The sequence below is a fragment of the Microbacterium sp. genome, from assembly GCF_047606385.1.
GTDB lineage: Bacteria > Actinomycetota > Actinomycetes > Actinomycetales > Microbacteriaceae > Microbacterium.
Genome location: NZ_JASGEL010000085.1, coordinates 1 through 24,681, shown reverse-complemented (window position 1 = coordinate 24,681; position 24,681 = coordinate 1). Strand labels below are relative to the sequence as shown.

General features: G+C 71.6%; 29 protein-coding genes. 14 read left to right on the top strand and 15 right to left on the bottom strand.

What is annotated here, in order from left to right:
- A partial coding sequence (locus QM626_RS07910; RefSeq protein ID WP_415075754.1) for a CvpA family protein occupies positions 1-274 on the bottom strand: 274 nt, incomplete at its 3' end.
- A 127-nt stretch (positions 275-401) separates the two neighbouring features.
- Between QM626_RS07910 and QM626_RS07905 the strand changes: the two genes are divergently transcribed.
- From QM626_RS07905 to QM626_RS07880, 6 genes are read left to right on the top strand one after another with little or no spacing between them, the layout of a single operon-like run.
- Positions 402-1,163, top strand: a complete 762-nt coding sequence (locus tag QM626_RS07905; RefSeq protein ID WP_415075756.1) for an NUDIX hydrolase — start codon at positions 402-404, stop codon at positions 1,161-1,163.
- Position 1,164: 1 nt separating this feature from the next.
- Positions 1,165-2,478, top strand: a complete 1,314-nt coding sequence (nadA, locus tag QM626_RS07900; RefSeq protein WP_415075752.1) for a quinolinate synthase NadA — start codon at positions 1,165-1,167, stop codon at positions 2,476-2,478.
- Entirely contained in the window at positions 2,475-4,031 is a 1,557-nt protein-coding gene (nadB, locus tag QM626_RS07895; protein WP_415075750.1) for an L-aspartate oxidase, read from the top strand. Before nadA ends, nadB begins: the two co-directional genes overlap by 4 nt.
- Positions 4,025-4,891 carry a carboxylating nicotinate-nucleotide diphosphorylase gene (nadC, locus tag QM626_RS07890; RefSeq protein ID WP_415075748.1) on the top strand — a complete coding sequence of 289 codons (867 nt, stop codon included), beginning with the start codon at positions 4,025-4,027 and terminating at the stop codon, positions 4,889-4,891. The genes nadB and nadC overlap by 7 nt, the downstream gene beginning before the upstream one ends.
- Positions 4,888-6,030: a cysteine desulfurase family protein gene (locus QM626_RS07885; RefSeq protein ID WP_415075746.1), complete on the top strand. Its 1,143-nt coding sequence runs from the start codon at positions 4,888-4,890 to the stop codon at positions 6,028-6,030. The genes nadC and QM626_RS07885 overlap by 4 nt, the downstream gene beginning before the upstream one ends.
- A 9-nt stretch (positions 6,031-6,039) precedes the next feature.
- The gene (locus QM626_RS07880; RefSeq protein WP_415075744.1) at positions 6,040-6,210 is read left to right on the top strand and encodes a hypothetical protein; all 171 of its coding nucleotides are present in this window, start codon (positions 6,040-6,042) and stop codon (positions 6,208-6,210) included.
- A 6-nt stretch (positions 6,211-6,216) separates the two neighbouring features.
- On the opposite strand, the gene QM626_RS07875 is transcribed toward QM626_RS07880, so the two are convergent.
- Positions 6,217-6,855: a DUF1345 domain-containing protein gene (locus QM626_RS07875; RefSeq protein WP_415075742.1), complete on the bottom strand. Its 639-nt coding sequence runs from the start codon at positions 6,853-6,855 to the stop codon at positions 6,217-6,219.
- A gap of 118 nt (positions 6,856-6,973) precedes the next feature.
- Between QM626_RS07875 and QM626_RS07870 the strand changes: the two genes are divergently transcribed.
- Together QM626_RS07870 and QM626_RS07865 are read left to right on the top strand one after the other, a co-directional pair.
- Complete coding sequence (locus QM626_RS07870; protein WP_415075740.1) at positions 6,974-8,458, top strand: MDR family MFS transporter; 1,485 nt, start codon at positions 6,974-6,976, stop codon at positions 8,456-8,458.
- A 64-nt stretch (positions 8,459-8,522) separates the two neighbouring features.
- Positions 8,523-9,071 (top strand): type 1 glutamine amidotransferase domain-containing protein, encoded by a 549-nt coding sequence (locus QM626_RS07865; protein WP_415075738.1) that lies wholly within the window; start codon positions 8,523-8,525, stop codon positions 9,069-9,071.
- A 13-nt stretch (positions 9,072-9,084) separates the two neighbouring features.
- Here QM626_RS07865 and QM626_RS07860 read toward each other — a convergent pair whose 3' ends face one another.
- The 3 genes from QM626_RS07860 to QM626_RS07850 all read right to left on the bottom strand — a co-directional run bounded on the left by QM626_RS07860 (position 9,085) and on the right by QM626_RS07850 (position 11,581).
- Entirely contained in the window at positions 9,085-9,456 is a 372-nt protein-coding gene (locus tag QM626_RS07860) for a YchJ family protein (RefSeq protein WP_415075736.1), read from the bottom strand.
- Positions 9,457-9,508: 52 nt separating this feature from the next.
- A complete protein-coding gene (locus tag QM626_RS07855; protein WP_415075734.1) occupies positions 9,509-10,885 on the bottom strand; it encodes an HNH endonuclease signature motif containing protein in 1,377 nt (458 codons plus the stop codon).
- 66 nt (positions 10,886-10,951) lie between these two features.
- Positions 10,952-11,581 (bottom strand): DUF1684 domain-containing protein, encoded by a 630-nt coding sequence (locus tag QM626_RS07850; RefSeq protein ID WP_415075732.1) that lies wholly within the window; start codon positions 11,579-11,581, stop codon positions 10,952-10,954.
- Between the two features lie 83 nt (positions 11,582-11,664).
- Between QM626_RS07850 and QM626_RS07845 the strand changes: the two genes are divergently transcribed.
- Positions 11,665-13,044 (top strand): D-alanyl-D-alanine carboxypeptidase family protein, encoded by a 1,380-nt coding sequence (locus QM626_RS07845; RefSeq protein WP_415075730.1) that lies wholly within the window; start codon positions 11,665-11,667, stop codon positions 13,042-13,044.
- Positions 13,041-13,238, top strand: a complete 198-nt coding sequence (locus tag QM626_RS07840) for a hypothetical protein (RefSeq protein ID WP_415075728.1) — start codon at positions 13,041-13,043, stop codon at positions 13,236-13,238. Before QM626_RS07845 ends, QM626_RS07840 begins: the two co-directional genes overlap by 4 nt.
- A gap of 62 nt (positions 13,239-13,300) precedes the next feature.
- On the opposite strand, the gene QM626_RS07835 is transcribed toward QM626_RS07840, so the two are convergent.
- Positions 13,301-14,962: an ABC-F family ATP-binding cassette domain-containing protein gene (locus tag QM626_RS07835; RefSeq protein WP_415075726.1), complete on the bottom strand. Its 1,662-nt coding sequence runs from the start codon at positions 14,960-14,962 to the stop codon at positions 13,301-13,303.
- A gap of 91 nt (positions 14,963-15,053) precedes the next feature.
- Between QM626_RS07835 and QM626_RS07830 the strand changes: the two genes are divergently transcribed.
- Positions 15,054-15,854 (top strand): alpha/beta fold hydrolase, encoded by an 801-nt coding sequence (locus QM626_RS07830; protein ID WP_415075724.1) that lies wholly within the window; start codon positions 15,054-15,056, stop codon positions 15,852-15,854.
- Here QM626_RS07830 and QM626_RS07825 read toward each other — a convergent pair.
- Both QM626_RS07825 and QM626_RS07820 read right to left on the bottom strand, forming a co-directional pair.
- A complete protein-coding gene (locus QM626_RS07825; protein ID WP_415075722.1) occupies positions 15,851-16,759 on the bottom strand; it encodes a DUF817 domain-containing protein in 909 nt (302 codons plus the stop codon). The two genes, QM626_RS07830 and QM626_RS07825, sit on opposite strands and share 4 nt — an antisense overlap.
- A 44-nt stretch (positions 16,760-16,803) precedes the next feature.
- On the bottom strand, positions 16,804-17,370 hold the full coding sequence (locus QM626_RS07820) for an alpha/beta fold hydrolase (RefSeq protein ID WP_415075720.1): 567 nt from the start codon (positions 17,368-17,370) through the stop codon (positions 16,804-16,806).
- Between the two features lie 187 nt (positions 17,371-17,557).
- On the opposite strand from QM626_RS07820, the gene QM626_RS07815 reads away from it, so the two are divergent.
- On the top strand, positions 17,558-17,815 hold the full coding sequence (locus tag QM626_RS07815) for a hypothetical protein (protein WP_415075718.1): 258 nt from the start codon (positions 17,558-17,560) through the stop codon (positions 17,813-17,815).
- A 59-nt stretch (positions 17,816-17,874) separates the two neighbouring features.
- On the opposite strand, the gene QM626_RS07810 is transcribed toward QM626_RS07815, so the two are convergent.
- From QM626_RS07810 to QM626_RS07785, 6 genes are all read right to left on the bottom strand, one after another.
- Positions 17,875-18,309 carry a type II toxin-antitoxin system VapC family toxin gene (locus QM626_RS07810; RefSeq protein ID WP_415075716.1) on the bottom strand — a complete coding sequence of 145 codons (435 nt, stop codon included), beginning with the start codon at positions 18,307-18,309 and terminating at the stop codon, positions 17,875-17,877.
- Complete coding sequence (locus tag QM626_RS07805) at positions 18,306-18,545, bottom strand: AbrB/MazE/SpoVT family DNA-binding domain-containing protein (protein ID WP_415075714.1); 240 nt, start codon at positions 18,543-18,545, stop codon at positions 18,306-18,308. Before QM626_RS07805 ends, QM626_RS07810 begins: the two co-directional genes overlap by 4 nt.
- 878 nt (positions 18,546-19,423) lie before the next feature.
- The gene (locus QM626_RS07800; RefSeq protein ID WP_415075712.1) at positions 19,424-19,771 is read right to left on the bottom strand and encodes a type II toxin-antitoxin system PemK/MazF family toxin; all 348 of its coding nucleotides are present in this window, start codon (positions 19,769-19,771) and stop codon (positions 19,424-19,426) included.
- Positions 19,761-19,991: a hypothetical protein gene (locus QM626_RS07795; RefSeq protein ID WP_415075710.1), complete on the bottom strand. Its 231-nt coding sequence runs from the start codon at positions 19,989-19,991 to the stop codon at positions 19,761-19,763. Before QM626_RS07795 ends, QM626_RS07800 begins: the two co-directional genes overlap by 11 nt.
- 51 nt (positions 19,992-20,042) lie before the next feature.
- Positions 20,043-21,113 carry a redox-regulated ATPase YchF gene (gene ychF / locus QM626_RS07790; protein WP_415075708.1) on the bottom strand — a complete coding sequence of 357 codons (1,071 nt, stop codon included), beginning with the start codon at positions 21,111-21,113 and terminating at the stop codon, positions 20,043-20,045.
- Between the two features lie 129 nt (positions 21,114-21,242).
- Positions 21,243-21,860 carry a TetR/AcrR family transcriptional regulator gene (locus QM626_RS07785; RefSeq protein WP_415075706.1) on the bottom strand — a complete coding sequence of 206 codons (618 nt, stop codon included), beginning with the start codon at positions 21,858-21,860 and terminating at the stop codon, positions 21,243-21,245.
- A 50-nt stretch (positions 21,861-21,910) separates the two neighbouring features.
- Between QM626_RS07785 and QM626_RS07780 the strand changes: the two genes are divergently transcribed.
- Positions 21,911-22,912, top strand: a complete 1,002-nt coding sequence (locus QM626_RS07780) for an NAD-dependent epimerase/dehydratase family protein (protein ID WP_415075704.1) — start codon at positions 21,911-21,913, stop codon at positions 22,910-22,912.
- Here QM626_RS07780 and QM626_RS07775 read toward each other — a convergent pair.
- Positions 22,878-23,645 (bottom strand): class I SAM-dependent methyltransferase, encoded by a 768-nt coding sequence (locus QM626_RS07775; RefSeq protein ID WP_415075702.1) that lies wholly within the window; start codon positions 23,643-23,645, stop codon positions 22,878-22,880. The genes QM626_RS07780 and QM626_RS07775 overlap by 35 nt on opposite strands.
- Before the next feature lie 237 nt (positions 23,646-23,882).
- On the opposite strand from QM626_RS07775, the gene QM626_RS07770 reads away from it, so the two are divergent.
- Positions 23,883-24,470, top strand: a complete 588-nt coding sequence (locus QM626_RS07770) for an exonuclease domain-containing protein (RefSeq protein ID WP_415075700.1) — start codon at positions 23,883-23,885, stop codon at positions 24,468-24,470.
- The last annotated feature ends 211 nt before the right edge of the window (positions 24,471-24,681 follow it).

Sequence of the window (24,681 nt, the reverse complement as noted above, 5' to 3'; positions counted from 1 at the left end):
GGTCGGCCCGACGGCGCAGCGCGGCGCCCACCGCGCCGCCGGCGATCGTGCCGAGCACCAGCAGCGCCGCTCCCGCGGCGACCACGAGCGCGGCGCGGGCGTCGGGCCACGGCACGATGTCGCTGACGACCGGCATGAGCCACCAGGCGGCGAGGCCCCCCAGCGCGAGCCCGATGAGCGAGCCGAGGCTCGCGAGCAGTCCCCGCGAGGCGCCCGCGATCAGCGCGAGCACGAGCACGAGCACGAGCCCCACGTCGAGCGCGATCACCAGCATCCACGTCCTCCCCGCACACACGGTACGCACCCGGCCTGACAATCCACTGCGGTTCGTCGGACGTGCCACCCCGGTTTGCAGTTCAGGTCAATGTGACTATAAGATCGGACCAGGACTTAGAGTCATGATGACACGAACCGATCTCGCCCCCGCCCCGGCACGCGACGCCGATCCCGCCGACGTCACGCGCGTCGCCGTGTCCACGGTGATCTTCAGCCTGCGGCGCGATCACGGTGACCACGGCCCCCGGCTCGTGCTCCCGCTCGTGCGCCGCACGCGCGACCCCTACGAGGGGCTGTGGGCGCTTCCCGGCGGCTGGCTCGCCATCGCCGAGGGCCTCGAGGACGCGGCGTCCCGCACCCTGGAGGAGACCACGGCGCTCACCCCCAGCTACCTCGAGCAGCTGTACGCGTTCGGCGACGTCGACCGCTCCCCCACCCGGGTCGTGTCGATCGTGTACTGGGCGCTGCTGCGCGAGGGCGAGGTCGACGCCCAGGTCGCCGCGCACGAGGCCGACGGGACCGCCCCCGAGAACGTGCGGTGGGTCGATGTCTCCGACCTGCCCCCGCTCGCCTTCGACCACGACCAGATCGTCGGCTACGCCCTGTGGCGGCTTCGCAACAAGGTCGGCTACAGCCGCATCGCGCACGGCCTGCTGGCCGACGAGTTCACGCTCGCGGAGCTCCGCGAGGTGTACGAGGCGATCCTCGGCCGCCGACTCGACCCGGCCAACTTCCGCCGCCAGGCCGAGAACTCCGGCACCCTGATCCCCACCGACCGCTTCCGCACCGGCAGTCACCGGCCGGCGCGGCTCTACCGCTACAACCGCGACGTCGAGCTGGCCGATCGTGGCCCGCTCGGCATCCGCCCCGCCCCGAATCGAGCATGAGATGACCGCGACGAACCTCACCCTCCGGCCCCGGCTGATCGATCCCTCGGTCGACCACGAGATCCAGGCGATCGTCACCGGCGCCGCCCCGGGCAGCGCCTGCACGACCGACCTCGCGGCCGGCCCCTGGGTCTTCGACAGCCGTTCCGGCTACGGCCCCGGCGCGTCGATGGGCGACGTGATCCCGACCGGGTCGCCCCGGCAGGGTGCGCTGCCGCAGGAGTACCGCGAGGCGAGCGACGACGAGCTGCACGCACGCATCATCGCCGCCAAGCAGACGCTGGGCGAGAAGGTCGTCGTGCTCGGGCACTTCTACCAGCGCGACGAGGTCGTGCGCCACGCGGACTACGTCGGCGACTCCTTCCAGCTCGCGAACGCGGCGCTGGAGCACCCGGATGCCGAGGCGATCGTGTTCTGCGGCGTGCACTTCATGGCCGAGACGGCCGATCTGCTCTCCACGCCCGAGCAGGCGGTCATCCTGCCGAACCTCGCCGCCGGCTGCTCCATGGCCGACATGGCCGACATCGACCAGGTCGAGGAGTGCTGGGAGGAGCTCGAAGGCCTCTACGGCGACCTCGACACGCCGGACGCCGAGGGCCTCCTGCCGGTGATCCCCGTCACCTATATGAACTCCTCCGCCGCGATCAAGGGCTTCGTCGGACGGCACCACGGCATCGTGTGCACGTCGTCGAACGCGCGCACCGTGCTGGAGTGGGCGTTCGCGCGAGGCCGCCGGGTGCTGTTCTTCCCGGACCAGCACCTCGGCCGCAACACCGCCAAGGCGATGGGCGTGGAGCTCTCACGGATGCCGATGTGGAACCCGGCGAAGCCGCTGGGCGGATCGAGCGAAGCCTCCCTGCGCGAGGCGCGGGTGATCCTCTGGCACGGCTTCTGCTCGGTGCACCGCCGGTTCACGGTCGACCAGATCGACCAGGCCCGCGCCGCCCACCCCGGCGTGCGGGTGATCGTGCACCCGGAGTGCCCGATGGCCGTCGTCGACGCCGCGGACGAGGCGGGCTCGACCGACTACATCCGCAAGGCGATCGAGGCCCGGACCGAGCCGACCGTGTTCGCGATCGGCACCGAGATCAACCTGGTGCAGCGGCTCGCGGCCGAGCATCCGGAGCACGAGATCTTCTGCCTCGACCCCGTGGTGTGCCCGTGCTCGACGATGTACCGCATCCACCCTGGCTACCTCGCGTGGGTGCTCGAGGAGCTCGTCGCGGGGCGGGTCGTCAACCGCATCCAGGTGCCCGCGGAGGTCGCCGACCCGGCCCGCGTCGCCCTCGAGCGGATGCTGGCGGCCCGGCCATGAGCGTGCGCGCGATCGTCGTCGGCAGCGGCATCGCGGGGCTCGTCGCCGCCCTGCACGCCGCACGGGCCGGCGCAGAGGTGACGCTGGTCACCAAGGACGTGCTCGACCACGCGAACACGCGGTTCGCGCAGGGCGGGATCGCGGCCGTCATGTTCGACGACGACACGGCCGCGGCGCACGAGGCCGACACGCTCGCCGCCGGCGCGGGGCTGTGCGACCCGGAGGCGGTGCACGTGCTGGTCACGGAGGGTCCGGGCCGCATCCGCGAGCTCATCGACCTCGGCGTCGCGTTCGACCGCGCCCCAGGCGGCGAGCTGCGCAAGGGACTCGAGGCGGCGCACTCCTACCCGCGCATCCTGCACGCCGGCGGCGACGCCACCGGCGCCGCGATCGAGCACGCGCTGGTCGCGGCCGTGCGCGCGAGCGCGGTGCGGGTGGTCGAGCACGCGTTCCTCGTCGACCTCGTCCTCGCCGAAGGCCGCGTGACCGGCGTCGATCTGCTGATCGGCGGCCGGGAGCGGGTCGTGCTCGAGGCGGATGCCGTCGTGCTCGCCACCGGCGGGGCCGGGCAGCTCTACGCGCATACGACCAATCCCGAGGTCGCGACCGCGGACGGCATCGCGGCGGCGATGCGGGCCGGCGCCGACGTCGCCGATCTCGAGTTCGTGCAGTTCCACCCCACAGTGCTCGCCGCCGGCACGCCGTTCCTGGTGTCCGAGGCGGTGCGCGGCGAGGGCGCGGTGCTCCTGGACGACGACGGCCGCCGGTTCGCGTTCGACGCCCACCCCGACGGCGAGCTCGCCCCGCGCGACGTCGTCGCCCGCGCCATCGCCCGCGCGGTGGCCCGCCAGGGCGGACGTCCGGCGCTGCTGGACGCCACCCGCCTCGGCGCCCCCGACGCGGCCGCGTTCCTGGCTGCACGCTTCCCGACGGTGGATGCGGCGGTGCACGCGCGGGGCCTCGACTGGGCGCGCGAGCCGATCCCGGTGACCCCGGCCGCGCACTACCTGATGGGCGGCGTCACGACCGACCTGTTCGGCCGCACGAGCCTGCCGGGCCTCTACGCGGTCGGCGAGACCGCGCGCACGGGCGTCCACGGCGCGAACCGTCTGGCCTCGAACTCGCTGCTGGAGGGCGCGGTGTTCGGCGCGCGCGCCGGCGACGTCCTCGTCGCCGACCAGGCCGCCCGCGGCGCGGCGCCTCACGTCCCCGCCTCCTCCGAGAGCGGGCGTCCCTCGTTGCCTCGCACGGAGACGGATGCGGGCGCCCCGTTCTCGCGGGCCGCGCTGCAGCGGCTCATGTGGGAGGACGCCGGGCTCGTGCGGGACGCCGCGGGCCTCGACCACGCGGCATCCGTCCTCGCGGGCTGGGCGGCGCAGCGGCGCCGCCGGGTCGCCGAGCACGAGATGGAGGACGAGAACCTGCTGCTGGTCGCCCGGTCGCTGGTGGCCGCGGCCCGCCGCCGCACCGTGTCGGCCGGCGCCCACTTCCGCAGCGACGAACCGCGCATCGAGACGGATCTCGCCGCCCGCACGGAGGTGGCGGCATGCTGACGCGCACCACCATCGACCGCGTCGTGGCCGCCGCGCTCGAGGAGGACGCCCCCTGGGGCGACCTCACGAGCGCGACGCTGATCCCGGCGGAAGCCGTGGCCCGCGCCGAGCTGGTCGCCCGCGAGCCGGGCGTGCTCAGCGGCGGCGAGGTCTTCGAGGCGGCGTTCCGGCTCACCGACCCTGCGATCGCGGTCGCCCTGCGGCGCCGGGACGGCGATGCGTTCGAAGCCGGCGACGTGCTCGCCGTGGTCGAGGGCCCGGCCCGGAGCGTGCTGACGGCCGAACGCGTGGGGCTGAACTTCGCGCAGCGGATGAGCGGCATCGCGACCCTCACCGCGCGCTACGTCGCCGAAGTCGCGCATACCGGCGCCCGCATCGCCGACACCCGCAAGACGACCCCGGGGCTCCGCGCGTTCGAACGGCACGCGGTCTCGAGCGGCGGCGGGCACAACCACCGGTTCTCCCTCTCGGACGCCGTGATGGCCAAGGACAACCACCTCGCCGTGCTCACCGCGTCGGGCCTGTCGGTCACGCAGGCCCTGGAGAGCGCGATCGCCCGGCTCCCCCACACCACCCACGTCGAGGTCGAGGTCGATCGGCTCGACCAGATCGAGGCGGTGCTCGCCGCGGGCATCGGCACGATCATGCTCGACAACTTCTCCTTGGACGATCTGCGGGCCGGCGTCGAGCAGGTGGCAGGGCGCGCGATCGTCGACGCCTCCGGCGGCGTCACCCTCGACACGGTGCGCCGGATCGCGGAGACCGGCGTCGACGTCATCTCGGTCGGCGCGCTCACCCACGCGGCACGCGGCCTGGACCTGGGGCTGGACATGCACGTCGGGATGCCGGAGCGCCCATGACCGTGTACCTCGACAACGCCGCGACGACGCCGGTGCGGCCCGAGGTGCTCGCCGCGATGCTGCCGTACCTCACGAGCGAGTTCGGCAACCCGTCGAGCCACCACGAGGTCGGCGAGGCCGCGGCGCGTGCCGTCGACGACGCCCGTCGCCGGGTCGCCGCGGCGCTGGGCATGCGCGTCGGCGACGTGATCTTCACCTCCGGCGGCACCGAGGCGAACAACCTCGCCGTCAAGGGCATCGCGGTCGCCGCCATGGTCGCCCGCGGCGCCCGGCACCTGATCACGACGCCGATCGAGCACGAGTCGGTGCTGGCGTCGGCGGATCATCTGCGACGCGTGCACGGGTTCGAGGTCACGCTGCTGCCGGTCGACGGCCGCGGCAGGGTCGACCCGGCCGAGCTCGCCGCCGCCGCGCGTGCGGACACCGCGCTGGCCAGCGTCGGCTACGCGAACAACGAGGTCGGGACGGTCCAGGACGCCGCGGGCCTGGCCGCCGCGGCGGCTGCCGCCGGCATCCCGCTGCACCTCGACGCCGTCCAGGCCGCTGGCTGGCTCCCGCTTTCGGGCACCGGCGCCGACGCGATCTCGATCGCCGGTCACAAGCTCGGTGCGCCCAAGGGCACCGGGGTCCTCGCGGTGCGCGGCCGCATCCCGCTCGAGCCGCTGTTGCACGGCGGCGGCCAGGAGCGCGGCCGCCGCAGCGGCACCGAGAACGTCGCCGGCGCCGTCGCCGTCGCCACCGCGCTCGAACTGGCCGAGGCGGAGCGCTCCGCGGAGTCCGCGCGGGTCGCGGCCGTGCGCGATGAGGTCGTCGCCCGCGTGCTGACGGCCGTTCCGGCCGCACGTCTGACCGGCGACCCCGTGCATCGCCTGCCGGGCACGGCGAGCTTCACGTTCGCCGGCACCAGCGGCGAGGCGGTGCTGCTCGAGCTCGAGCGCCGCGGCATCACGAGCTCGAGCGGGTCGGCCTGCGCCGCCGGGAGCGACGAGCCCTCGCACGTGCTCGTCGCCATGGGCGTGCCCGCCGACGTCGCCCGCACCGCGGTGCGACTCACCTTCGGGCACGGGCCGGTGGACGCCGCAGCCGTCGCCACCGCGGTCGCCGCCGCGGTGTCGGCGGTGCATCCGGTGCGCGGATAGGCTGAGACCATGACCACCCCCGACGCCGTCGACCCGCTCCGCAACGACGCCCTGAACGAGCTGAAGAGCCAGGACATCGAGGAGCTCATCGCGCCGGAGGAGAAGCTGTTCCAGCAGATCAGCCACCCGGAGCCGACCGACGCCATCGGCTACCCGAGCCACAGCGTGAAGAAGCGCTGAGCCCGCTCACAGCCCGGTGACGAGGTTGATGACGGTCGCGAGGATGACGGCTCCGAACAGGTAGGCCAGCAGGGTCTGCGCGATCACGAGCCGGCGGATGGCGTTGGTCCGCACGTCGGTGTCGGCGATCTGATACGTCATCCCGAGGCCGAACGACACGTACGCGAAGTCGGTGTACGTCGGGTCCTCGTCCTGATGGAAGTCGATGCCGCCCTCCGGGTCGGCGAAGTACACGGCGGCCAGGCGCAGCATGTAGTCGACCTGGATCAGCAGCCACGAGGCCGCCACGCTGACCACCGCGACCGCCGCGAGCACGAACGACTCCCATCGCGGCGTGTCCTCGGTCTGCACCAGGACCACGAGCACGGCGCCGAGGCTCGCGAGGGACCCGATCACCGCGACGAAGCCGGCGGTCGTGCGCCCCGGGTCGTCGCGACGGGCGTGGGCGCGGGTCTGGGCGCCGTCCATCGGCCACAGCGCCAGCAGGATCCACGCCACGTTCACGCCCGCGAAGGCCGCCCAGCCGGCGAGCAGCCCCGCCGCGATCCCCAGCAGCGGCACGGAGGCGGCGCCGGCGACCAGCCCCGCCGCCAGCGCCACCGGCGCACGCACGATCACGGGAGGCAGGCCACGGTGTCCGGTCATGCTCGAATGATTCCACGGATGCCGCACCGCTCCCGGGAATGTCGTGTCCGTGCTCGCGGTTAAGGTGGGGGTCGCCGCATCCGGCAACGCCCCCACCCGCCCCATAGAGGAGACGACGATGGCCGACGCTGCCCCCGTGACCGATTCCGCCCCCGTCGTGGTCGACCGGAACGACGGCCGTGTCATCTGGCTCCTGCTCGGCGCCGCGTTCGTCGCGATCCTCAACGAGACGACGATGGGCGTGGCCCTGCCGCACCTCATCATCGACCTCGGCATCACCGAGGTCGCCGCGCAGTGGCTCACCACCGCGTTCATGCTGACGATGGCCGTGATCATCCCGACGACGGGCTTCCTGCTGCAGCGGCTCACGACCCGCGCCGTGTTCGTGGCCGCGATGTCGTTGTTCTCGGCCGGGACGCTGATCGCCGTGCTCGCACCCGGGTTCGAGGTGCTGCTGATCGCGCGCGTCGTGCAGGCCTCCGGGACCGCGCTCATGATGCCGCTGCTGATGACGACGCTCATGACCGTGGTGCCCGCCCGCGCGCGCGGTCGCATGATGGGCCGGGTCAGCCTGGTGATCGCCCTCGCGCCGGCGATCGGGCCGACCATGGCCGGCCTCGTGCTGCAGACGCTGTCGTGGCGGTGGATCTTCGGCATCGTGCTGCCGGTGGCGCTGGTCGCCCTCGCCGTCGGCGCCCGGTGGATCCGCAACATCGGCGAGCGCACCGACGCCCGCATCGACGTGCTCTCCATCGTGCTGAGCGTGTTCGGCTTCGGCGGCCTCGTCTTCGGGCTCAGCGAGATCAGCGGCGAGAACGGGACGACGGATGCCGCGGCCGCGGCCCTGGCCACCACCACGTTCATCGTCTCGCTCGCCGTCGGCGTCGTCGCCCTCGTGCTGTTCGTGTGGCGCCAGTTCGCGCTGCAGCGACGAGACGACGCGCTGCTGGACATGCGCGTGTTCCGTTCCGGCAACTTCTCGCTCTCGGTCGCGAACTTCGCGGTGCTCTCCCTCGCCTTCTTCGGCACCGTGACCGTGCTGCCGCTGTACATGCAGAACGCGGTGGGGCTCTCCGCGCTCGACACCGGGCTCATCGTGCTGCCCGGCGCCCTGATCATGGGGCTGACGGGGCCGCCCATCGGGCGCATCTACGACCGGTGGGGCACCCGCGTGCTGCTGGTGCCGGCGGCGCTGCTGACGATCGCGCTGCTCTGGCTGTTCACCTCGCTCACCGAGACGACGCCGGTGTGGGAGCTCGTCGCGGTCTACACCAGTCTCCTGCTCGGGCTCGCGATGTCGTTCACCCCGCTGTTCACCGCGTCGCTCGGCTCGCTGCCGCCGCACCTGTACTCGCACGGCAGCGCCGTGGTCACCACCGTGCAGCAGGTCGCCGGCGCGGCCGGCATCGCCGTGATGATCACGATCTTGAACGCGGCCCGCACCGCGGCCGAGACGACCGGTGCGACCGACGCGGCCGCCTGGGCGGCGGGCACCCGTGCCGCGTTCGTCTTCGCCGCGATCGTGGCGATCCCGACCCTCGCCGGGGCATTGCTGATCCGCAAGCCCGCCGACTCCGAGGGACCGGCCGTGGGCCCGCACTGACGCTCCGCTCCGCGGGACTGTCAAGCCCTCTCCGACCGCGCACATGCCGACATACCGTGGCGTCATGACTGATCTGACGGGAAAGAAGGTCGCCTTCCTCGCGACCGACGGGTTCGAGGACTCCGAGCTGACCTCTCCGTGGGAGGCGGTGACGGGCGCGGGCGCAGAGGCGACGATGATCGCCCCGTCGACCGGCGCCATCGAGGGCAAGAACGGGCACCGGCAATCCGTCGACGTCGTGGTCGCGGACGCCCACGCCGGCGACTTCGACGCGCTCGTCCTGCCCGGCGGCGTCGTCAACGCCGACCACCTGCGGATGGACGAGGGTGCGGTGGCGTTCGCGCGGGAGTTCTTCGCGCAGCACAAGCCGGTCGGCGCGATCTGCCACGCGGCGTGGACTCTCGTGGAGGGGGACGTCGTGGCGGACCGCACGCTCACGAGCTACCCGAGCCTGAAGACCGATCTGCGCAATGCGGGCGCCACCTGGGTCGACGAAGAGGTGGTGGTCGACGAAGGCCTCGTCAGCAGCCGGACCCCGGATGACCTGCCGGCGTTCAACGCGAAGCTGATCGAGGAGATCGGCGAGGGGCCGCACGCGGGTCAGACCGTCTGATCGCGCGACCGGCTCAGTCCTCGAGCATGTCGCCGTCGACGTAGAACCAACGACCATGCTCGCGCCGGAACCGGGAGCGCTCGTGCAGGACGCCGATGCCGCCCGGCATCCGATGGGTGGCGCGGAACTCCACGACGCCGGTGTCGTCGTCGGTGCCGCCGTCCGTCGCGTCGACGATCTGCAGGCCGCGCCATTGCGGGTTGTCGCTGAGATCGAGAAGCGCGGGCCGGGTGGACGGATGCCAGGTGCGCCGCAGCCAGTCGGCGTCCGCCCGCCGGAACGCCTCGAACCGGGATCGCATGAGCTCGAGCGTCGTGCGCGGCTCCGACCGCTCCGTCATCGTGCCGGGCGCCGTTCCGCCCGCGGCATCCGGTATCTGCGCCACACCGTCACAGGCTAACCCGCTTCGCGAACCTCACGCCGCCGATGACCGCGCCTCACGCAGCGCGCCACCGGGCGCGGCGCGGCGGCGGGTCCCATGCCCACCACAGTGGGGACCGGGACCGCAGTTCGATCGGCTTTTCCGAGGCGCCGGGCGGATGCAACAGGACGGGCCCGTGCCGGTCGCGACTGATCCGCCACCCCTGGTTGTGGAGCAGCAGATGGTGGAACCGGCACAGCAGCACTCCGCGGTCGATGTCGGTGCGGCCGTGGTCGGCGGCCCAGTGATCACAATGATGGGCTTCGCAGTATGACGCGGGCCGGTCGCACCCGGGCCACACGCAGCCGCCGTCGCGGACGGCGAGAGCGATGCGCTGGTTCGACGTGAACAACCGCTGCTCGCGACCCACATCGAGGGGATTGCCGCCGGTGTCGACCGTGACGGTCGACGAGCCGGTGTCGCAGAGCGCCCGGTCGAGAACCGACCCGGGCACCGCAGCGCCGCCGTCCTCCCGGTGCCCGATCGCCAGCAATCGGCCGAAGGCATCGCGCGAGCCGACCGCGTCCTTCACGGCCACCAGCCGCACGCCGAGCTGACGGGCGCCGAACACGTCTTCCGCACTCGCCAGCGCGCCGGCACGCAGCACGTCCATCATGAGGTCGTACTCGAGCTGCTCGTCGGTGCGCGGATCGCGCTGGAGCGTCTGCGCCGCCGCGCGTTCGTCGTCCGTGACGAAACGTGGGCCGCCGCGCCGCGGCCGCAGCGCCGCATCGCGGATCGCCTGCACCCAGGCCGCCATCTCGTCGTCGAAGTCGATGCGGGCGTGCGTGCCGCCGTCGGCATCCCGCCACGTACGCCAGGACCGCGCGGCGAACCGTGCCGTGAAGCGCTGCTCCGCCCCGACCGGGTCGAGGGCATCGCGCATCGCCCGCGCCCGCGTCGCCAGCTCCTCCACCGGAAGCGCGGGAGCCTCGTCGGCGAGCTGCCGTGCCGCGATCGCCCACACCCGGGCCGCCTCCGCGCCCTCGCCCGGCTCGCCCAGTCCGCGACGGATCGCGTCGTGCTGCGCCACGGTCAGCAGGCCCGACAACATGGCCTCACGCAGCCCGGCATGCCACACCGACGCAGGCGCCGCCGCCGCGACGTCGGCCGTCATACCGCCCGGCGCGTCGTCGACATCGGCCCCCTCATCGAGCAGGGACGTGCCCGCCCGCACGATGCGCGACGCGTCGCCCCGGGTGCCCCCGGTGATCTGCTGCACGAGCGTGACCGACGATCGGTGCCCCCGTGCACCCGACAGCCCGCCATGCGGGGCGACCGAACGCTCGGACACCACCGCCGCGCTCACCACCCTGAGCCGGTCGGCGCAGGCGATCACCGCGGCCGCCTCGGTCATGAGCGCCACGACCTCGTCGTCGTCGAGCCTCCGCACCGCGTCGAGCAGCGCCTCCGGCTCGACGTCCAGCGCCGCGATCGGATGTGGATGACTCTCGTTCGTCTATCTCACCGGATACCGCTCCCCCGCCGGCACCTCAACCGGCAGGACGTTGCCGGGCTGCGCCAGCGGGCAGGCCCATGCGGGGTCGTAGGCGCACGACGGGTTGTAGGCGAAGTTCAGGTCGATCACGATCGTGCCCCGCGCGGCGTCCATGCCGAGATCGGCGCCCTTGATCGTGTCGATCAGGTAGCGTCCGCCGCCGTAGGTGCCGTCCGGGGCGCCCGCGAGCGCATCCCGCAGCGGGATGAAGACGCCGCCGCCATAGGTGGTCAGTCGCCATACGTCGAGGGAGCCGGCGTCCGGGATCTCGACCCGGCCGATGCGCTCGAACGGGACGGTCCCGTCGGTGCCGGTGGCGAACTCGAAGCCGCCGGGTTCGGCGGAGAGGATCGGCAGCTCGAACCGCCACGCCGGATCGTACGGCGCGACCTGCAGACCGGCGAACGATGCGCGGTCGCTCGGCAGCAGCGGGGTCGCCGGATGGTGCGCCATCAGGTGGTCGCGGCCGGAGCGCCAGCGGGCGTGGGCCGCGGCCGGGTCGTCTTCCGCGCGAACCTCGGCGTAGAGGGCGAACACCCGGCGCCGCCAATCGGCGACCTCGAGCGCGGTCCGTGCGGATCGTCCGGGCATGAGGCAAGGCTACGCGCCGCAGGCCCCCTCGAACGCGCCGCGTCATGTCGTGCACCACGCCTCTCCGCCATGATGGGAGGATCATGACCGATGGGGGCGGGATGACGACCGGCGGCGATCCGCACGACGGCCTCTCGGCCTTCGCCGAGATGATCCGGGACGAGCGGGAGTACTCGAGGCCCGGTGTCGCCCCGGGCGTCCGGCGTGCGCGGCGCCGTCGCGGACTGCTGATCACGGGCATGGTCCTCGCCGTCGTGCTCGCCGTGGCGGGCGCGTACACGTCATGGGCGCTGACCGCGCCGGTGAGCAGCCCCGTGATCGCGGCGCAGACGCCCACCGTGCCGACGTCGCCCCCGGTGGCACTCTCGCCGCCGGCCGCGGGTGCGTCGGCGATCAGCATCGCCGGAGCAGACGAATACCTGGGGGCAGACGCGAGCGCGGCCCGGATGCTGAGCGGGACGGACGACCCGCAGCCGATCGCCAGCATCAGCAAGCTGATCACGGCGCTCGTGGTGCTGGACGCGCATCCTCTCGACGGGACGGACGATCCCGGTCCCACGATCACCTTCGACGAAGCCGACCACGACCTCTACGACGCGTACTACGTGCGGGGAGCGACGATCGCCGCGATGCCGACCGGCACCGTCATGTCGGAGCACGACGCCCTCGCGACCATGCTCATCCCGTCGGCGAGCAACTACGCGGAGGCGGTCTCCACCTGGGCGTACGGCTCGCAGAGCGCGTTCCTGCGCGCGGTGCGCAGCTGGCTGTCCGAGCACGGCATGAACGACACCACCATCGTCGAGCCCACCGGCATCGACGACCGCAACACGAGCACGCCGACCGATCTCATCACGCTCGGCAAGGTCGCCGCGGCCGATCCGGTGATCGCGGAGATCGTCGCGACACGCGCTCTGACCGTGACCGGCCCGGGAGCGATGACCAACACCAACGACCTCCTCGGCAGCGACGGGATCGTCGGGCTCAAGACCGGCAACCTCGGCGAGGGCAGGTACAACCTCCTGTACATGTCCGTGTTGGAGGTCGGCCTCCCCGAACCGCTCACCGTGATCGGGGTGGTCCTCGGCGAGGAGTCGCACGGTGCGGTGAACCGTTCCGTGCTCGCGGTGCTGGACAGCATCCGTGCGGGGTTCCATCCGGTGGCCCTCACCACGGCGAATCAGCAGATCGGCACGCTGAGCACCCCGTGGGGATCGAGCGCCGCGCTCGTCGTGACGTCGGGTGCCTCCATCCTCACCTGGTCGGACACGCCGATCACCGCGGTCATGGATCTCACGACCCCGACGACGTACGCGGACGGCGAGGTCGTCGGCGCGATCACCTGGACCGCCGGCCCGAACACCGTGACCGCGGAGGTCGAGATCGACGGCGACATCGAGCCGCCGACGTCCTGGTGGCGGCTGACCCATCCGAGCGAGCTCGGAGATACGCTGGTGCCATGAGCACCTCAGACCACCCGGATCCGCTGCGCAACGACGCGCTCGACGAGCTGCATGCGGCCATCGAGGACAAGGGTGTCGAGGCTCTGGTGGTCCCGGACGAGGTCGTGCTGCAGAACGTCAGCGACCCGGAGCCGACCGATGCGATCGGCGAGGAACAAGACACCCCGGAGACGGAGCAGACCGAGGACGACTGACCCGACCGGTCGCACACGACCCGTCGATGACCTCGGCGACCTCCGACTCGGACGCCGCGCCGCTACAGCTCGACGACCCGGCCGGCGGCGACCCGCCACTGCCGGTCGAGGCGCACCGTGTCCAGCATCCGCCGGTCGTGGGTGACCAGCAGCAGACACCCCTCGTAGGTCTCCAGCGCCCGCTCGAGCTGCTCGATGGCGGGCAGGTCGAGGTGGTTCGTCGGCTCGTCGAGCACGAGCACGTTGACGCCGCGGGCCTGCAGCAGCGCCATGCCGGCGCGGGTGCGCTCCCCCGGGGACAGCTCGCCGACCGGCCGGCTCACGTGATCGGCCTTCAGCCCGAACTTGGCGAGGAGCGTTCGCACCTCTCCCGTCGCCATCTCCGGCACGAGCGCCTCGAACGCGGTCGCCAGCGGTCGCGAGCCGGCGAGCTGCGAACGAGCCTGGTCGATCTCGCCGATCCGCACGTTCGCACCGAGAGCGGCTGATCCCTCGTCCGGACGCTGGGTGCCCCGCAGCGCGCGCAGCAGCGTCGACTTGCCGGCACCGTTCGGACCGGTGATGCCGATGCGCTCCCCCGCGTTCACCTGCACCGACACGGGCCCCAGCGTGAACGCCCCCTGCCGGAAGACCGCGCCGCTCAGCGTCGAGACGACCGAGCTGGAACGCGGCGCAGACCCGATCGTGAACTGCAGCTGCCACTCCTTCCGAGGCTCGTCGACCTCTTCGAGACGGGCGATGCGGCTCTCCATCTGGCGCACCTTCTGCGCCTGCTTCTCGCTGGACTCCATCGACGCCTTGCGCTTGATCTTGTCGTTGTCCGGCGCTGTGCGCATCGCGTTGCGCACACCCTGGCTCGACCATTCGCGTTGGGTGCGCGCCCGCGCGACGAGGTCGGCCTTCTTCTCCGCGAACTCGTCGTACCTCTCGCGTGCGTGGCGGCGCACGGTCGCGCGCTCCTCGAGGTAGGCGTCGTAGCCGCCGCCGTAGAGGCGGTTCGAGCCCTGCGCGAGGTCGAGCTCCAGGATGCCGGTGACGCAGCGCGCGAGGAACTCGCGGTCGTGGCTGACGAGCACGACTCCCCCGCGCAGCCCGGTCACGAATGCTTCGAGCCGTTCGAGCCCGTCGAGGTCGAGGTCGTTCGTGGGCTCGTCGAGGAGCACGACGTCGAACCGGCTCAGCAGCAGCGCGGCGAGGCCGACGCGGGCGGCCTGCCCGCCGGACAGCGAGGTCATCAGCGCCCGATCCGGCGTGTCCGAGAGGTCGAGCCCGAGCTCGGCGAGCACTGCCGGCAGCCTTTCCTCCAGGTCGGCGGCCCCGCTGGCGAGCCACCGGTCGAGGGCCGCGGAATACACGTCGGCAGGGTCCTCGCCCGGCTTCGCGAGAGCGGGATCGCCCAGGGCCGCGGCCGCGGCGTCCAGGTCTCCGGTGGCCTGCGCGCATCCGGTGCGCCGGGCGATGTAGGCGGCGACGGTCTCGCCCGGGACGCGCTCGTGCTCCTGCGGCAGCCAGCCGACGAACGCATCGGCCGGACGGCGACGGACACCGCCCGCCTGCGGTTCGTCGATGCCGGCGAGCAGGCGGAGCAGCGTGGTCTTGCCCGCTCCGTTCGCCCCGACGACCCCGATCACGTCGCCCGGCGCGACCGTGAGGTCGAGCGAGTCGAAGAGCGTGCGATGGCCGTACCCGCCGGCCAGGTCGTGGGCGACGAGTGTGGCGGTCATCGGATCAGTCTGACATCCACGGCGATCGACGCGCCCGGTGTCAGGGGGACGGCATGACGGACCGCACCGGACGGTGACTATCGTGGAGCGCATGCACGGGGCACCCGACGACCCTACGGACATCTCCGATGCGGGCCGGATCGAGCGGTTCGACCACGCGGGCGCGGCGCTGGTCGCCGAGACACGGCACGGGCCCGCGGGCGGTCCGACGTTCGTGCTGGTGCACGGGATCGGCATGGGGCGCAAGGTCTTCGGCGATCTCACCGAGCTCCTCGCGGCGGACGGCACGGTCGTCGCGATCGACCAGCCCGGCTACGGCGAAGCGCCGGAGCCGCCGCGGACGCCCACGATGGAGCGCACGGCGGACGTCGTCGCCGCGTTCCTGGCGCACCGCGGCATCCGCGACGCCGTGCTCATCGGCCACTCGATGGGAACCCAGGTCGTGACCGAGATCGCGGTGCGGCATCCGCACCTGGCGGGGCGCGTCGTGCTGGTCGCGCCGACGGTGGACCGCACCGCCCGCTCGGCGTCGCGGCAGCTGGCCCGTCTGGGCCGTGACCTGCTGGCGGAGAGTCCCAAGGTCCTGCTGCTCGGCGGGCGCGAATACCTCCGGGCCGGTCCGCACCTGCGCCGCAAGCTCCGCGCGATGCTGCGCCACCGCCCCGAGGACGTCTACCCCCGCATCGCCGCCCCGACGCTCGTGCTGCGCGGCGCCGACGACCGTGTGTGCCCCGCCGAGTGGTGCCGCTTCGTCGCCGCGAGCATCCCCGACGCACGGTTCGTCGCGGTGCCCGGCCACCGGCACGAGACGATGATCCGCGACGCCCGACCCGCGGCCGAGGCCATCCGTTCGTTCCTCGACGAGCTGTCCCCGGGGCGGCGCCGGCGTTAGGACGCCGCACCGCCGGCCGGACGCGCACGAGCCCGGACCGCCGTCCGTGACGGCGCCGGATGCGGGCGTCGCGGCGGATACACGATGGTCACCAGCACGACGGAGATGATCATGAGCAGGAACCAGGAGCTGAGCTTCGACACCGAGACGGGCTCCCAGCCGTCCACCTGGTTCGGATACAGCCACGCCCCGGCCCAGGTGCCGACGTTCTCGGCGACGTAGATCACCGCGGACACCCCCGCGAACGCGGCGAGCAGCGGCAGGCGCATGCGTGAGCGCCAGACGCGCGCATGCATCATCGTGGGAGCCCAGACCGCCACGACGCCGAGCAGCAGCATCCATCTCGCGTCCCACCAGAAGTGATGCAGGAAGAAGTTCGCATAGATCGCCGCGGCGAGGACGCCGGTCGCCCAGACCGACGGATAGCGCGTGAAGCGGATGTCGAAGAGCCGGTACACCCGCACCATGTACGAGCCGACCGCCGCATACATGAAGCCGCTGAACAGCGGGACGCCGGCGATGTGCAGGACGCCGCCGCTGTCGTACATCCACGACCCCACGCCGGTCTTGAAGACCTCCATCGCGGTGCCGGTGAGGTGGAACAGCACGATCACCCACAGCTCGCGGCGGGTCTCGAGGCCGCCGGCGATCATGCCCGCCTGGATCAGCACCGCCGCGATCGTGAGCGCGTCGTTGCGGGCGATCAGCGCGTCGTCGGGATACCAGACCCGCGCCGCGACGATCACGGTCAGCAGGAGCGCTCCGAAGACGCACGCCCACGCCTGCTTCGCGAGGAACACGGCCGCCTCGACGAGGCCGGCGCGCCATCCCGTCCGGGGCGTGCGCCGCAGCGTCCGCTTCGCCGCATCGTCGATCCGTCGTTCGAGACGCGTCGGTTTCTGCACGGCGTGAGGCTAGGGGCGGATGCTGGGGATGCGGTGAGGACCGGTCAGTCCCAGTCGAGATAGTCCTCGATGGCCCACGACGTCTGGCCCACGTGCGTCGCCGGGAACAGATGCCCGCCGCCGTCGACGCGGACGAGGCTCACGAGGCCGGGCGCCGAAGCCTGCAGCGCGTCGCCGTTCGCGGGCGGCGTGACCTCGTCCTGGGTGCCCTGGATCACGAGCACCGGGATGCCGTCGGCGGGCGCGTCGCCGCCCGCCTCGACGCCGAGCAGCACGACCCCGTCCACGCGGCTCGGATGATCCGCCGCGACGGCCCGTGCGACAGTGCCGCCCGCGCCGTGCCCGCCGATCCAGGCATCGGCGATGCCGAGGTGGTCGAGGATGTCGACGACGTCCTGCGCCTGGACGTGCGACGAGCCCGCGGCATCCGCGCGCTCTCGTGCCCCGACCCGGACCACACGGTATTCCTCCACGGCGAGGGATGCTGCGAGGGCGCCGAGCGAGTCGATGCCGAGACCCGCGTCGGCGATGAGCACGACCGTGCGTCGCACGCCCTCGACCGCGTAGGGGATCGCGCGTGAGTCGGGTTCGAAGATCTGGGTGTGCGTCATGAAGGGTGAATCGTCTCGTCGGGCGATGAGCACATGCTACCGGCTCAGTCCCGCGGCTCATTCCCCGGCCGGGCGCCGTGTCGGAGCATGCGCCTATGCTCGAGCCCGCGAGTGAGAGAAGTGCCCCTCTCCCCCGTCATCGGCGCCCGCACCCGGGCGGTCGGTCCTGACCTGGAAGGGGCACACCATGTTCGACGACTCCTGCTTCGCCTGCCGACACGTCCTGAACCGGTTCCGGCCCGTGCTCTACGTCTGCCGAGATCACGGCGACTGGATCTTCACCTGCGGAGAGGGCGATCACGGCGGGATCGAGGACTGGGCTCGCGTCCACGCCCGCCACCTGCTCGATGCGGACGCGAGCCTGGGCGTGCTGGCCGAGCTGGGGCCGCGCGACCGGGTGGCCCGCTGCAGCGCGCGCTCGGAATGGCTGGTGCTGCCGGGGTGAGAGATGGCAGCCCCGTCACACCGCGCGCACTCCTCGATCTCGCGACGGAGGTCAGCAGGTCACGACGACGCCTCAGGATCGACGAGCACCTCGACCACCACGCCGAGCGCCTCGTAGGTCGACCGGGCCCGAGCATCTCGGGTGGCGAGCACGGCGCCCTGCTCGCGAGCGGTCAGCGCGACGAGCCCGTCGTAGACGGCGCCGCCCGCGATACCGCGGCCGGCGAGCTCGCGATGGACCGCGCGGGCGGCATCCGCGGGCAGCGCCGACGTCTCCGCGAAGTTGTCGTCGATGAGGACGGCGGCGTCCGCCGGTGCGACGCGCGCGTCGCCCGGCAGCCGGGTCAGCACCGAGTACGTCTCGGCGAGCGCGTGACCGCTCAGCGACAGCGACCGCCCCCGCGCCCACCGCGCCACGGTGCCATGGGCGTCGTGCGAGGCGACGAGCAGGGGGACGGCGACGCTCGTGTCCACCGCCAGCGGCGTCGCCGTCACCGGCGGCCCGAGTCGATGAGCGCGTACATCGCCTCGTCCGTGACGCGGGTGTCGCCCTGCGCGACGAGGCGTCCGCCCGTCTCGCGCACCAGACGCGCCGTGCGCCCGCCCGGAGTCACCTGCACCCCGGTTCCGTACGCGGAGATGTCCACCGTCGTGCCGGGCGTCAGCCCGAGCGCGTCGCGCAGCTGCTTGGGCAGCAGGATCCGTCCGCCCGAGTCGATGACAGCTTCCATGGGAATATGCTACCAACGCGATCCCATCTCGCTCAGGCTACGGTTCAGCCGCGCCGTCACACGTTGAAGCGGAACTCGACGACGTTTCGTCTGACGTCATGGTGAACTCTAGCGTCGGTCGGTGGCCTCAACCCGCCAAGCGTGGTGCTTTGGGTCGCGAACGCATTCGGCCGTCATTTCTCGCTCAGTGACGACTTGCTTACCCGTCTGCGGGTGCGGCGAAGAGTAACCCACTGCCTTGTTGTAGAAGCGCAAGCGGCCTCCACAAGTGCACTTCCCCCTCAGCCGCGCGAGTCCGATTCGTCCACCCCACCCGGTAATCGCGGGTAACACGCTCAGGGGCGAGAGGTGCTGAGTCTCGTTCCTGGTAATCCTCCGCAGCGACATCGCAATCACGAAGAGCAGTATCAGCCCGAGAAAGACAAACACCCAGACTGGTTCGATCGTCCCAACACCGGCGAGTCCCTCCCCGCTCGTCAGCGCGCTCACCAGCGGCTCGAAAGCCTTGTAGACCGAGCCAAGGCTCAGAACACCTAGGATGACGCTGATCCAGGTGAGCGCGGCCAACGTGAGAGGACTCCTCCACGACCACTTCAGGTCGTACTCGGGAGTACCAGCGCTAGATGGACCTGCGGCCGATGAGTGGAAGTGAAGGTCGCGCCCCGCTTGATACTGGTGGATATCTCTGCCCGCGTCTCCCGTGTTTGACATGCTCTGCGCAGGAGTCGATTCGATAGCTTCGCCGCATGCGGGACAGTAGTTCGCTCCGACGGGCACCGACAGAGCACATCTCGGATTACGACAGTTCATTGAACACCTACCTCTCGCACCGCTAACCGTGGCGGAACTCCACGACGTCGCCGTCCTGCTCACCAGTGCTACGACAGGGCCAGGAAGTCACGCAACCACCCATCGACTTCGCGCATCGCTCCGACATCGATCATTCCAGCGATGTCGAACAGACGTTCCCGCGTGACGGTGCGGGGCTGCTCGGTCATGGCATACGTCTCGTCGGGCAGGTTCAGGTTCTTCCCCGTGAGCTTCACGTGGTTCGGCCACCCACGGTCGCGAGTCGTACAGGGAACGATGATGGCGAGGGTGTCCGCCTGCTCCAGATAGAGGTCGCTCGCGACCACCAGTGCAGGCCTTCTGCCGGCCTGCTCCCGACCACGAACCGGGTCGAGTTCTGCCCACACCACCATGCCTCTGCGAAGGTCAGGCTTCATCGGGCAGTGCGCCTACGGTGAGATCCCACGACGTGAACTCATCCCAGTACTCAGCATCAGCACCGCGAAACGCCCGCCCGAACAACTCCATGCGACGTCGTCGCTCATACGCGTCGAGCAAGCTCTCAATCAACCCCGCAGCTGGAAGCCCCCGCTCCTGCGCGTCACGATTGATGCGGTCTCTGAGCTGGGTGGGTACCTTAATGGTCGTCATGCTCACACACGAGAGTATACCAATGGGTAGCCCTCTGTGGCTACCTCTCCAACATGCCTAACTGTGACGGAACTCCACGACGTCGCCGTCCTGCATGGCGTAGTCCTTGCCCTCCATGCGGGCCTTGCCGTGCGCGCGCGCCTCCGCCACCGAGCCCAGCGCGACCAGGTCCTCGAAGGAGATGACCTCGGCCTTGATGAAGCCCTTCTCGAAATCCGTGTGGATCACGCCCGCGGCCTGCGGCGCCTTCCAGCCCTTGCCGATCGTCCAGGCGCGAGCCTCCTTCGGCCCCGCCGTGAGATAGGTCTGCAGGCCGAGGGTGTCGAAGCCGATGCGCGCGAGCTGGTCGAGCCCCGACTCCTCCTGCCCGGTCGAGGCGAGCAGCTCCGCGGCGTCCTCCGGGTCGAGGTCGATCAGCTCGGACTCGATCTTCGCGTCGAGGAACACCGCCTGCGCAGGCGCGACGAGCTCGGCGAGCTCGGTCTTCCGGTCCGGGTCGGTGAGGACCGCCTCGTCCACGTTGAAGACGAAGATGAACGGCTTCGCCGTCAGCAGCCCCAGCTCGCGGATCGGCGCGAGGTCCAGGCCGGATGCCGACAGCAGCACGCCGCGCTCGAGCGCGTCCTTCGCGGCGAGGGCGGCCTCGAGCACCGCGGGGTCGGTCTTCTTGCCGCGCACCTCCTTCTCGTACCGCGTGATCGCCTTCTCGAGCGTCTGCAGATCGGCGAGCTGGAGCTCGGCGCCCACCGTCTCCAGGTCGTTGCGCGGATCCACCGCGCCGTCGACGTGCACCACATCGGTGTCGGCGAACCCGCGCACGACCTGCGCGATCGCGTCGGCCTCCCGGATGTTCGCGAGGAACTGGTTGCCCAGCCCCTCCCCCTCGCTCGCCCCGCGCACGATGCCCGCGATGTCGACGAACGACACGGACGCGGGGACGACCCGCTCGGAGTGGAACAGCTCTGCGAGCCGGTCCAGGCGACCGTCGGGAAGGTTCACGACCCCGACGTTCGGCTCGATCGTCGCGAACGGGTAGTTCGCCGCGAGCACCTGGTTCTTGGTCAGGGCGTTGAACAGGGTGGACTTGCCCACGTTGGGCAGTCCGACGATTCCGATGGTGAGAGCCACGGGCATCCAGTCTAGGCGCCCCGAAGAACCGTTCGAATACGGCTCGGAACCCCCGGAAAGCCGCTGGCCGGCGGTGTGGGTCGGTCGGTGGCGATGCGCGTTTCGCAGCGAGCCTCGGGACGCAGGTCGTCAAGGTCTTCGAGCTGGTCGCGGCCAGGCCTGGGGCCCCGCCGGAGTTGCCACCCCTTCGGGCCATGCAGCCGCCAGCAGCGCTCGGCAGACTGCGGTAAGCCCTGCCCGGACTTCGCTGTCCGAGAGTGCGGTCAGCTCCCGGAGGGCGGGTTTCAAGTCGAGTGCGATGGCGAGGCTGGCCCGCTGTCGGGGTGTCGGGGCGGCTCCGAAGAGCGCGATGGCGGCGCGCGCAGTAAGTGCGTCAAGTCGCTCCGTCACCTCGGGAAGGTCGCGGATGGCTGGGTCGGTGAAGTTCACCGGAGCCAGCGAGCGGTGAGCGATCACCACCTGCTCGACATAGCCCTGGATGAGTCGGTGCTCGCGTTCCTCTCGGTCGGCAATGCCTTCGACCTCACCGATGAGCACGTCCAGTTCTGCGATTCGCTCGGCAAGCAGCTCGGTGATGATCGAGTCCTTGGTGCGGAAGTAGTAGTAGACGTTCGCCTTGACCACGCCCATCTCGTCGGCGATGTCCTGGAGGCTGGTCGCCGAGTAGCCGCGAGAGAAGAAGAGTCGTCGCGCGGTCTCCAAGATCGTCTGTCGAGTGCGGGTCGCCTGCTCAGAACGAGTGCTCACGCTCCCATGCTACAGTTCGTTAGCCGTTCGGCTAACGAAAGGATACGGCGATGAAAGCACTTGTCACAGGCGGCTCCGGGTTCGTTGCAGGCTGGGTGATCAAGCAGCTCCTCGAACGCGGCGATTCCGTGCGGGCGACGCTTCGGAGCAGCAAGTCCGAGGCGCGTATCCGGGCGACGTCCCCTGAGTCGGGCGAGCGGCTGGAGTTCGCCATTGCCGACCTGACCTCAGACGACGGCTGGGCCGAGGCGATGGCGGGCGTGGATGCGGTGCTCCATGTCGCTTCCCCGCTCGGGCACGCCGGAACTGGCGAGGCGGAGTTGATCGAGGCCGCGAAGGACGGCACGCTTCGAGTGCTGCGTGCAGCGGTTGAGGCGGGTGTTCCCCGCGTGGTCATGACCTCCAGCGGCGCGGCCGCGACTCCGCCGGAGGGTTCCGAGGGCGAGTTTGACGAGTCCCTCTGGACGAATCCCGCCCAGCGTGGTCTTGACGCCTACCGTCGTTCAAAGGCCCTGGCCGAGCGCGCCGCGTGGGACTACATCGGCACCCAGAGCGGAACCACGCTCACCACGATCCTGCCGGGCGCCATCTTCGGCCCATTGCTCAGTCCCGAGACGGTCGGCTCGGTCGCCATCATCCAGAGGATGCTCAAAGGCATGCCGGGCGTCCCACGAATCGGCCTCCGGGTCGTAGACGTGCGCGATGTGGCCAAGGCTCACCTGCTCGCGCTCGACACCCCGGATTCTGCTGGCCGCAGATTCATCGCCGTCGGCGACCTGCTCTGGATGCGTGAAGTCGGTCAGATTCTCCACGAGCGGTTCCCCGAACTCGCCACGTCCACGCCGCGCGAGCTACCCGACTGGTTGGTTCGAGTCGCGTCCTGGTTCCAGTCAGACCTTCGCGGACTCGTTCCGATGCTCGGGCGGCGCTACTCCTACTCGACGACGGCCGCGCGCGACGTCCTCGGGTGGAAGCCTCGTCCGTCGAAGGACGTCGTCATCGACTCAGCCCAGGCGCTCATCGACCTGGGGCTGGCCACGAAACCCGCATAGGTCGCCGCGTCCGGAAGGCCTCGGTGCAATACGGCAGCGCGAGCCTCTCGTCGACGGACACCTCGTCGAACAGCGCGTCGACCTCTGCCAGGATGCGGTCGCGCACCGGCGCCGTCGCGGTGATCACGGAGCTGCGGGAGGCGACCATGTCCCGCAGCTGCCGGCGGCTCATCGGCCTGGTCCACTCCCAGGTGCGCCGCTCGAACCCCGGGAACGGCGGATGCGCGACGGGACCGCCGGACGCGACCAGCGCCTCGGCGGCCGAGTCGTGCATGATCGCCGTGAGCCGCCGCACGTCCGGGTCGCGGTCGTCCCGGACGTTCCAGATCAGGCCCAGGACGCCGCCCGGCCGCAGCACACGCGCCGCCTCGGCGGCCGCGGCGACCGGATCGACCCAGTGCCACGCCTGGCCGGAGACGACGGCGTCGACGCACGCATCGGCCACCGGCATCGCTTCGGCGGTCCCCACCAGCGTCTCGATCCGCGGCGAGCGCCGGCGCAGCTCCGCGAGCATCTCCACGTCCGGGTCCACCGCCGTCACGACGGCGCCGGCGGCCTCGACGGCACGTGTGAGCTTTCCGGTGCCCGCGCCGACGTCGATCACCCGCGGTGCGCCGACGCCGAGCGGCTCGAGCAGCCAGGCCACCGCCTCGGCGGGGTACTCCGGCCGCCCGGACTCGTAGACGCCGGCCACGGCGCCGAAGCTCCGGGACATCTCCGCACGATCCGCCATGCTGCGAGCCTACGGCCGGCCCGCGTCGGCATGTCCGAGCGCAAAAGACAGGACGCTCGCCGCGCCGCGCGCGGAATCGGCGGCGCGCCGCGGCATGTCGGCCTCAGCGTCCTGTGTTCTGCGCCGGGACGGACGCCGGGGACGCCGCGGGCGAGTCGCACCGGCAACCGCGGGCGAGTCGCACGGGCACCGGCGCGCCTCGTCCGCCGGCCCGTGCGTGGCCGGCAGGGTGGACCCGTGGCCCTGGACTTCACCGCGATCGACTTCGAGACCGCGAACGCGTCCAGCGCCTCGGCCTGCGCCGTGGGTCTCGCCCGGGTGCGCGACGGGCGCATCGTCGCGACCGCCGGATGGCTCATCCGCCCGCCCGTCGGCCATGACCGGTTCTTCGAGCTGAACATCGGCATCCACGGCATCCGCCCCGAGGACGTCGCGAGCGCCAAGTCCTGGACCGAGCAGCTCGACGACCTCGTCGCCTTCGCGGGCGCCGACGTGCTCGTCGCCCACAACGCCGGGTTCGACATGGCCGTGCTGCGTCGTGCCTGCGAGGCGACGGGCGACGCGTGCCCGCCGTACCGCTACGCCTGCAGCCTCCAGGTCGCCCGCCGCGTCTACGACCTGCCGTCGTACCGGCTGCCCGCGGTCGCGGCCGAGGCGGGACACGGCGCCTTCGCCCACCACGACGCCACGGCGGACGCGGCGGCCTGCGCCCAGATCATGATCGACGCCGCCCGCCGGGTCGGGGCCGGCGACGTCCGCGCGCTCGCGGAGCTCGCCGGCGTGAAGGTCGGACGGATCGAGCCGGCCGAGGCCGCCGCGGCCTGACACCCGGCGTCTGCCGGCGCGGCCGGTGCTCGATGTCGGCGACCCACGCCAGAATGCGACCATGGACGCATCATTCGTGGTCATCGCGCTGATCTGCCTCATCGTCGGCGGTCTGATCGGCGTCGTCGTCGGATGGTCGGCGGCCGTCGCGCGGAGCTCGGCCCGGCACGCCGCCGACGCCGCGGGGCTGGCGGCCGCGCAGGCGACGGCG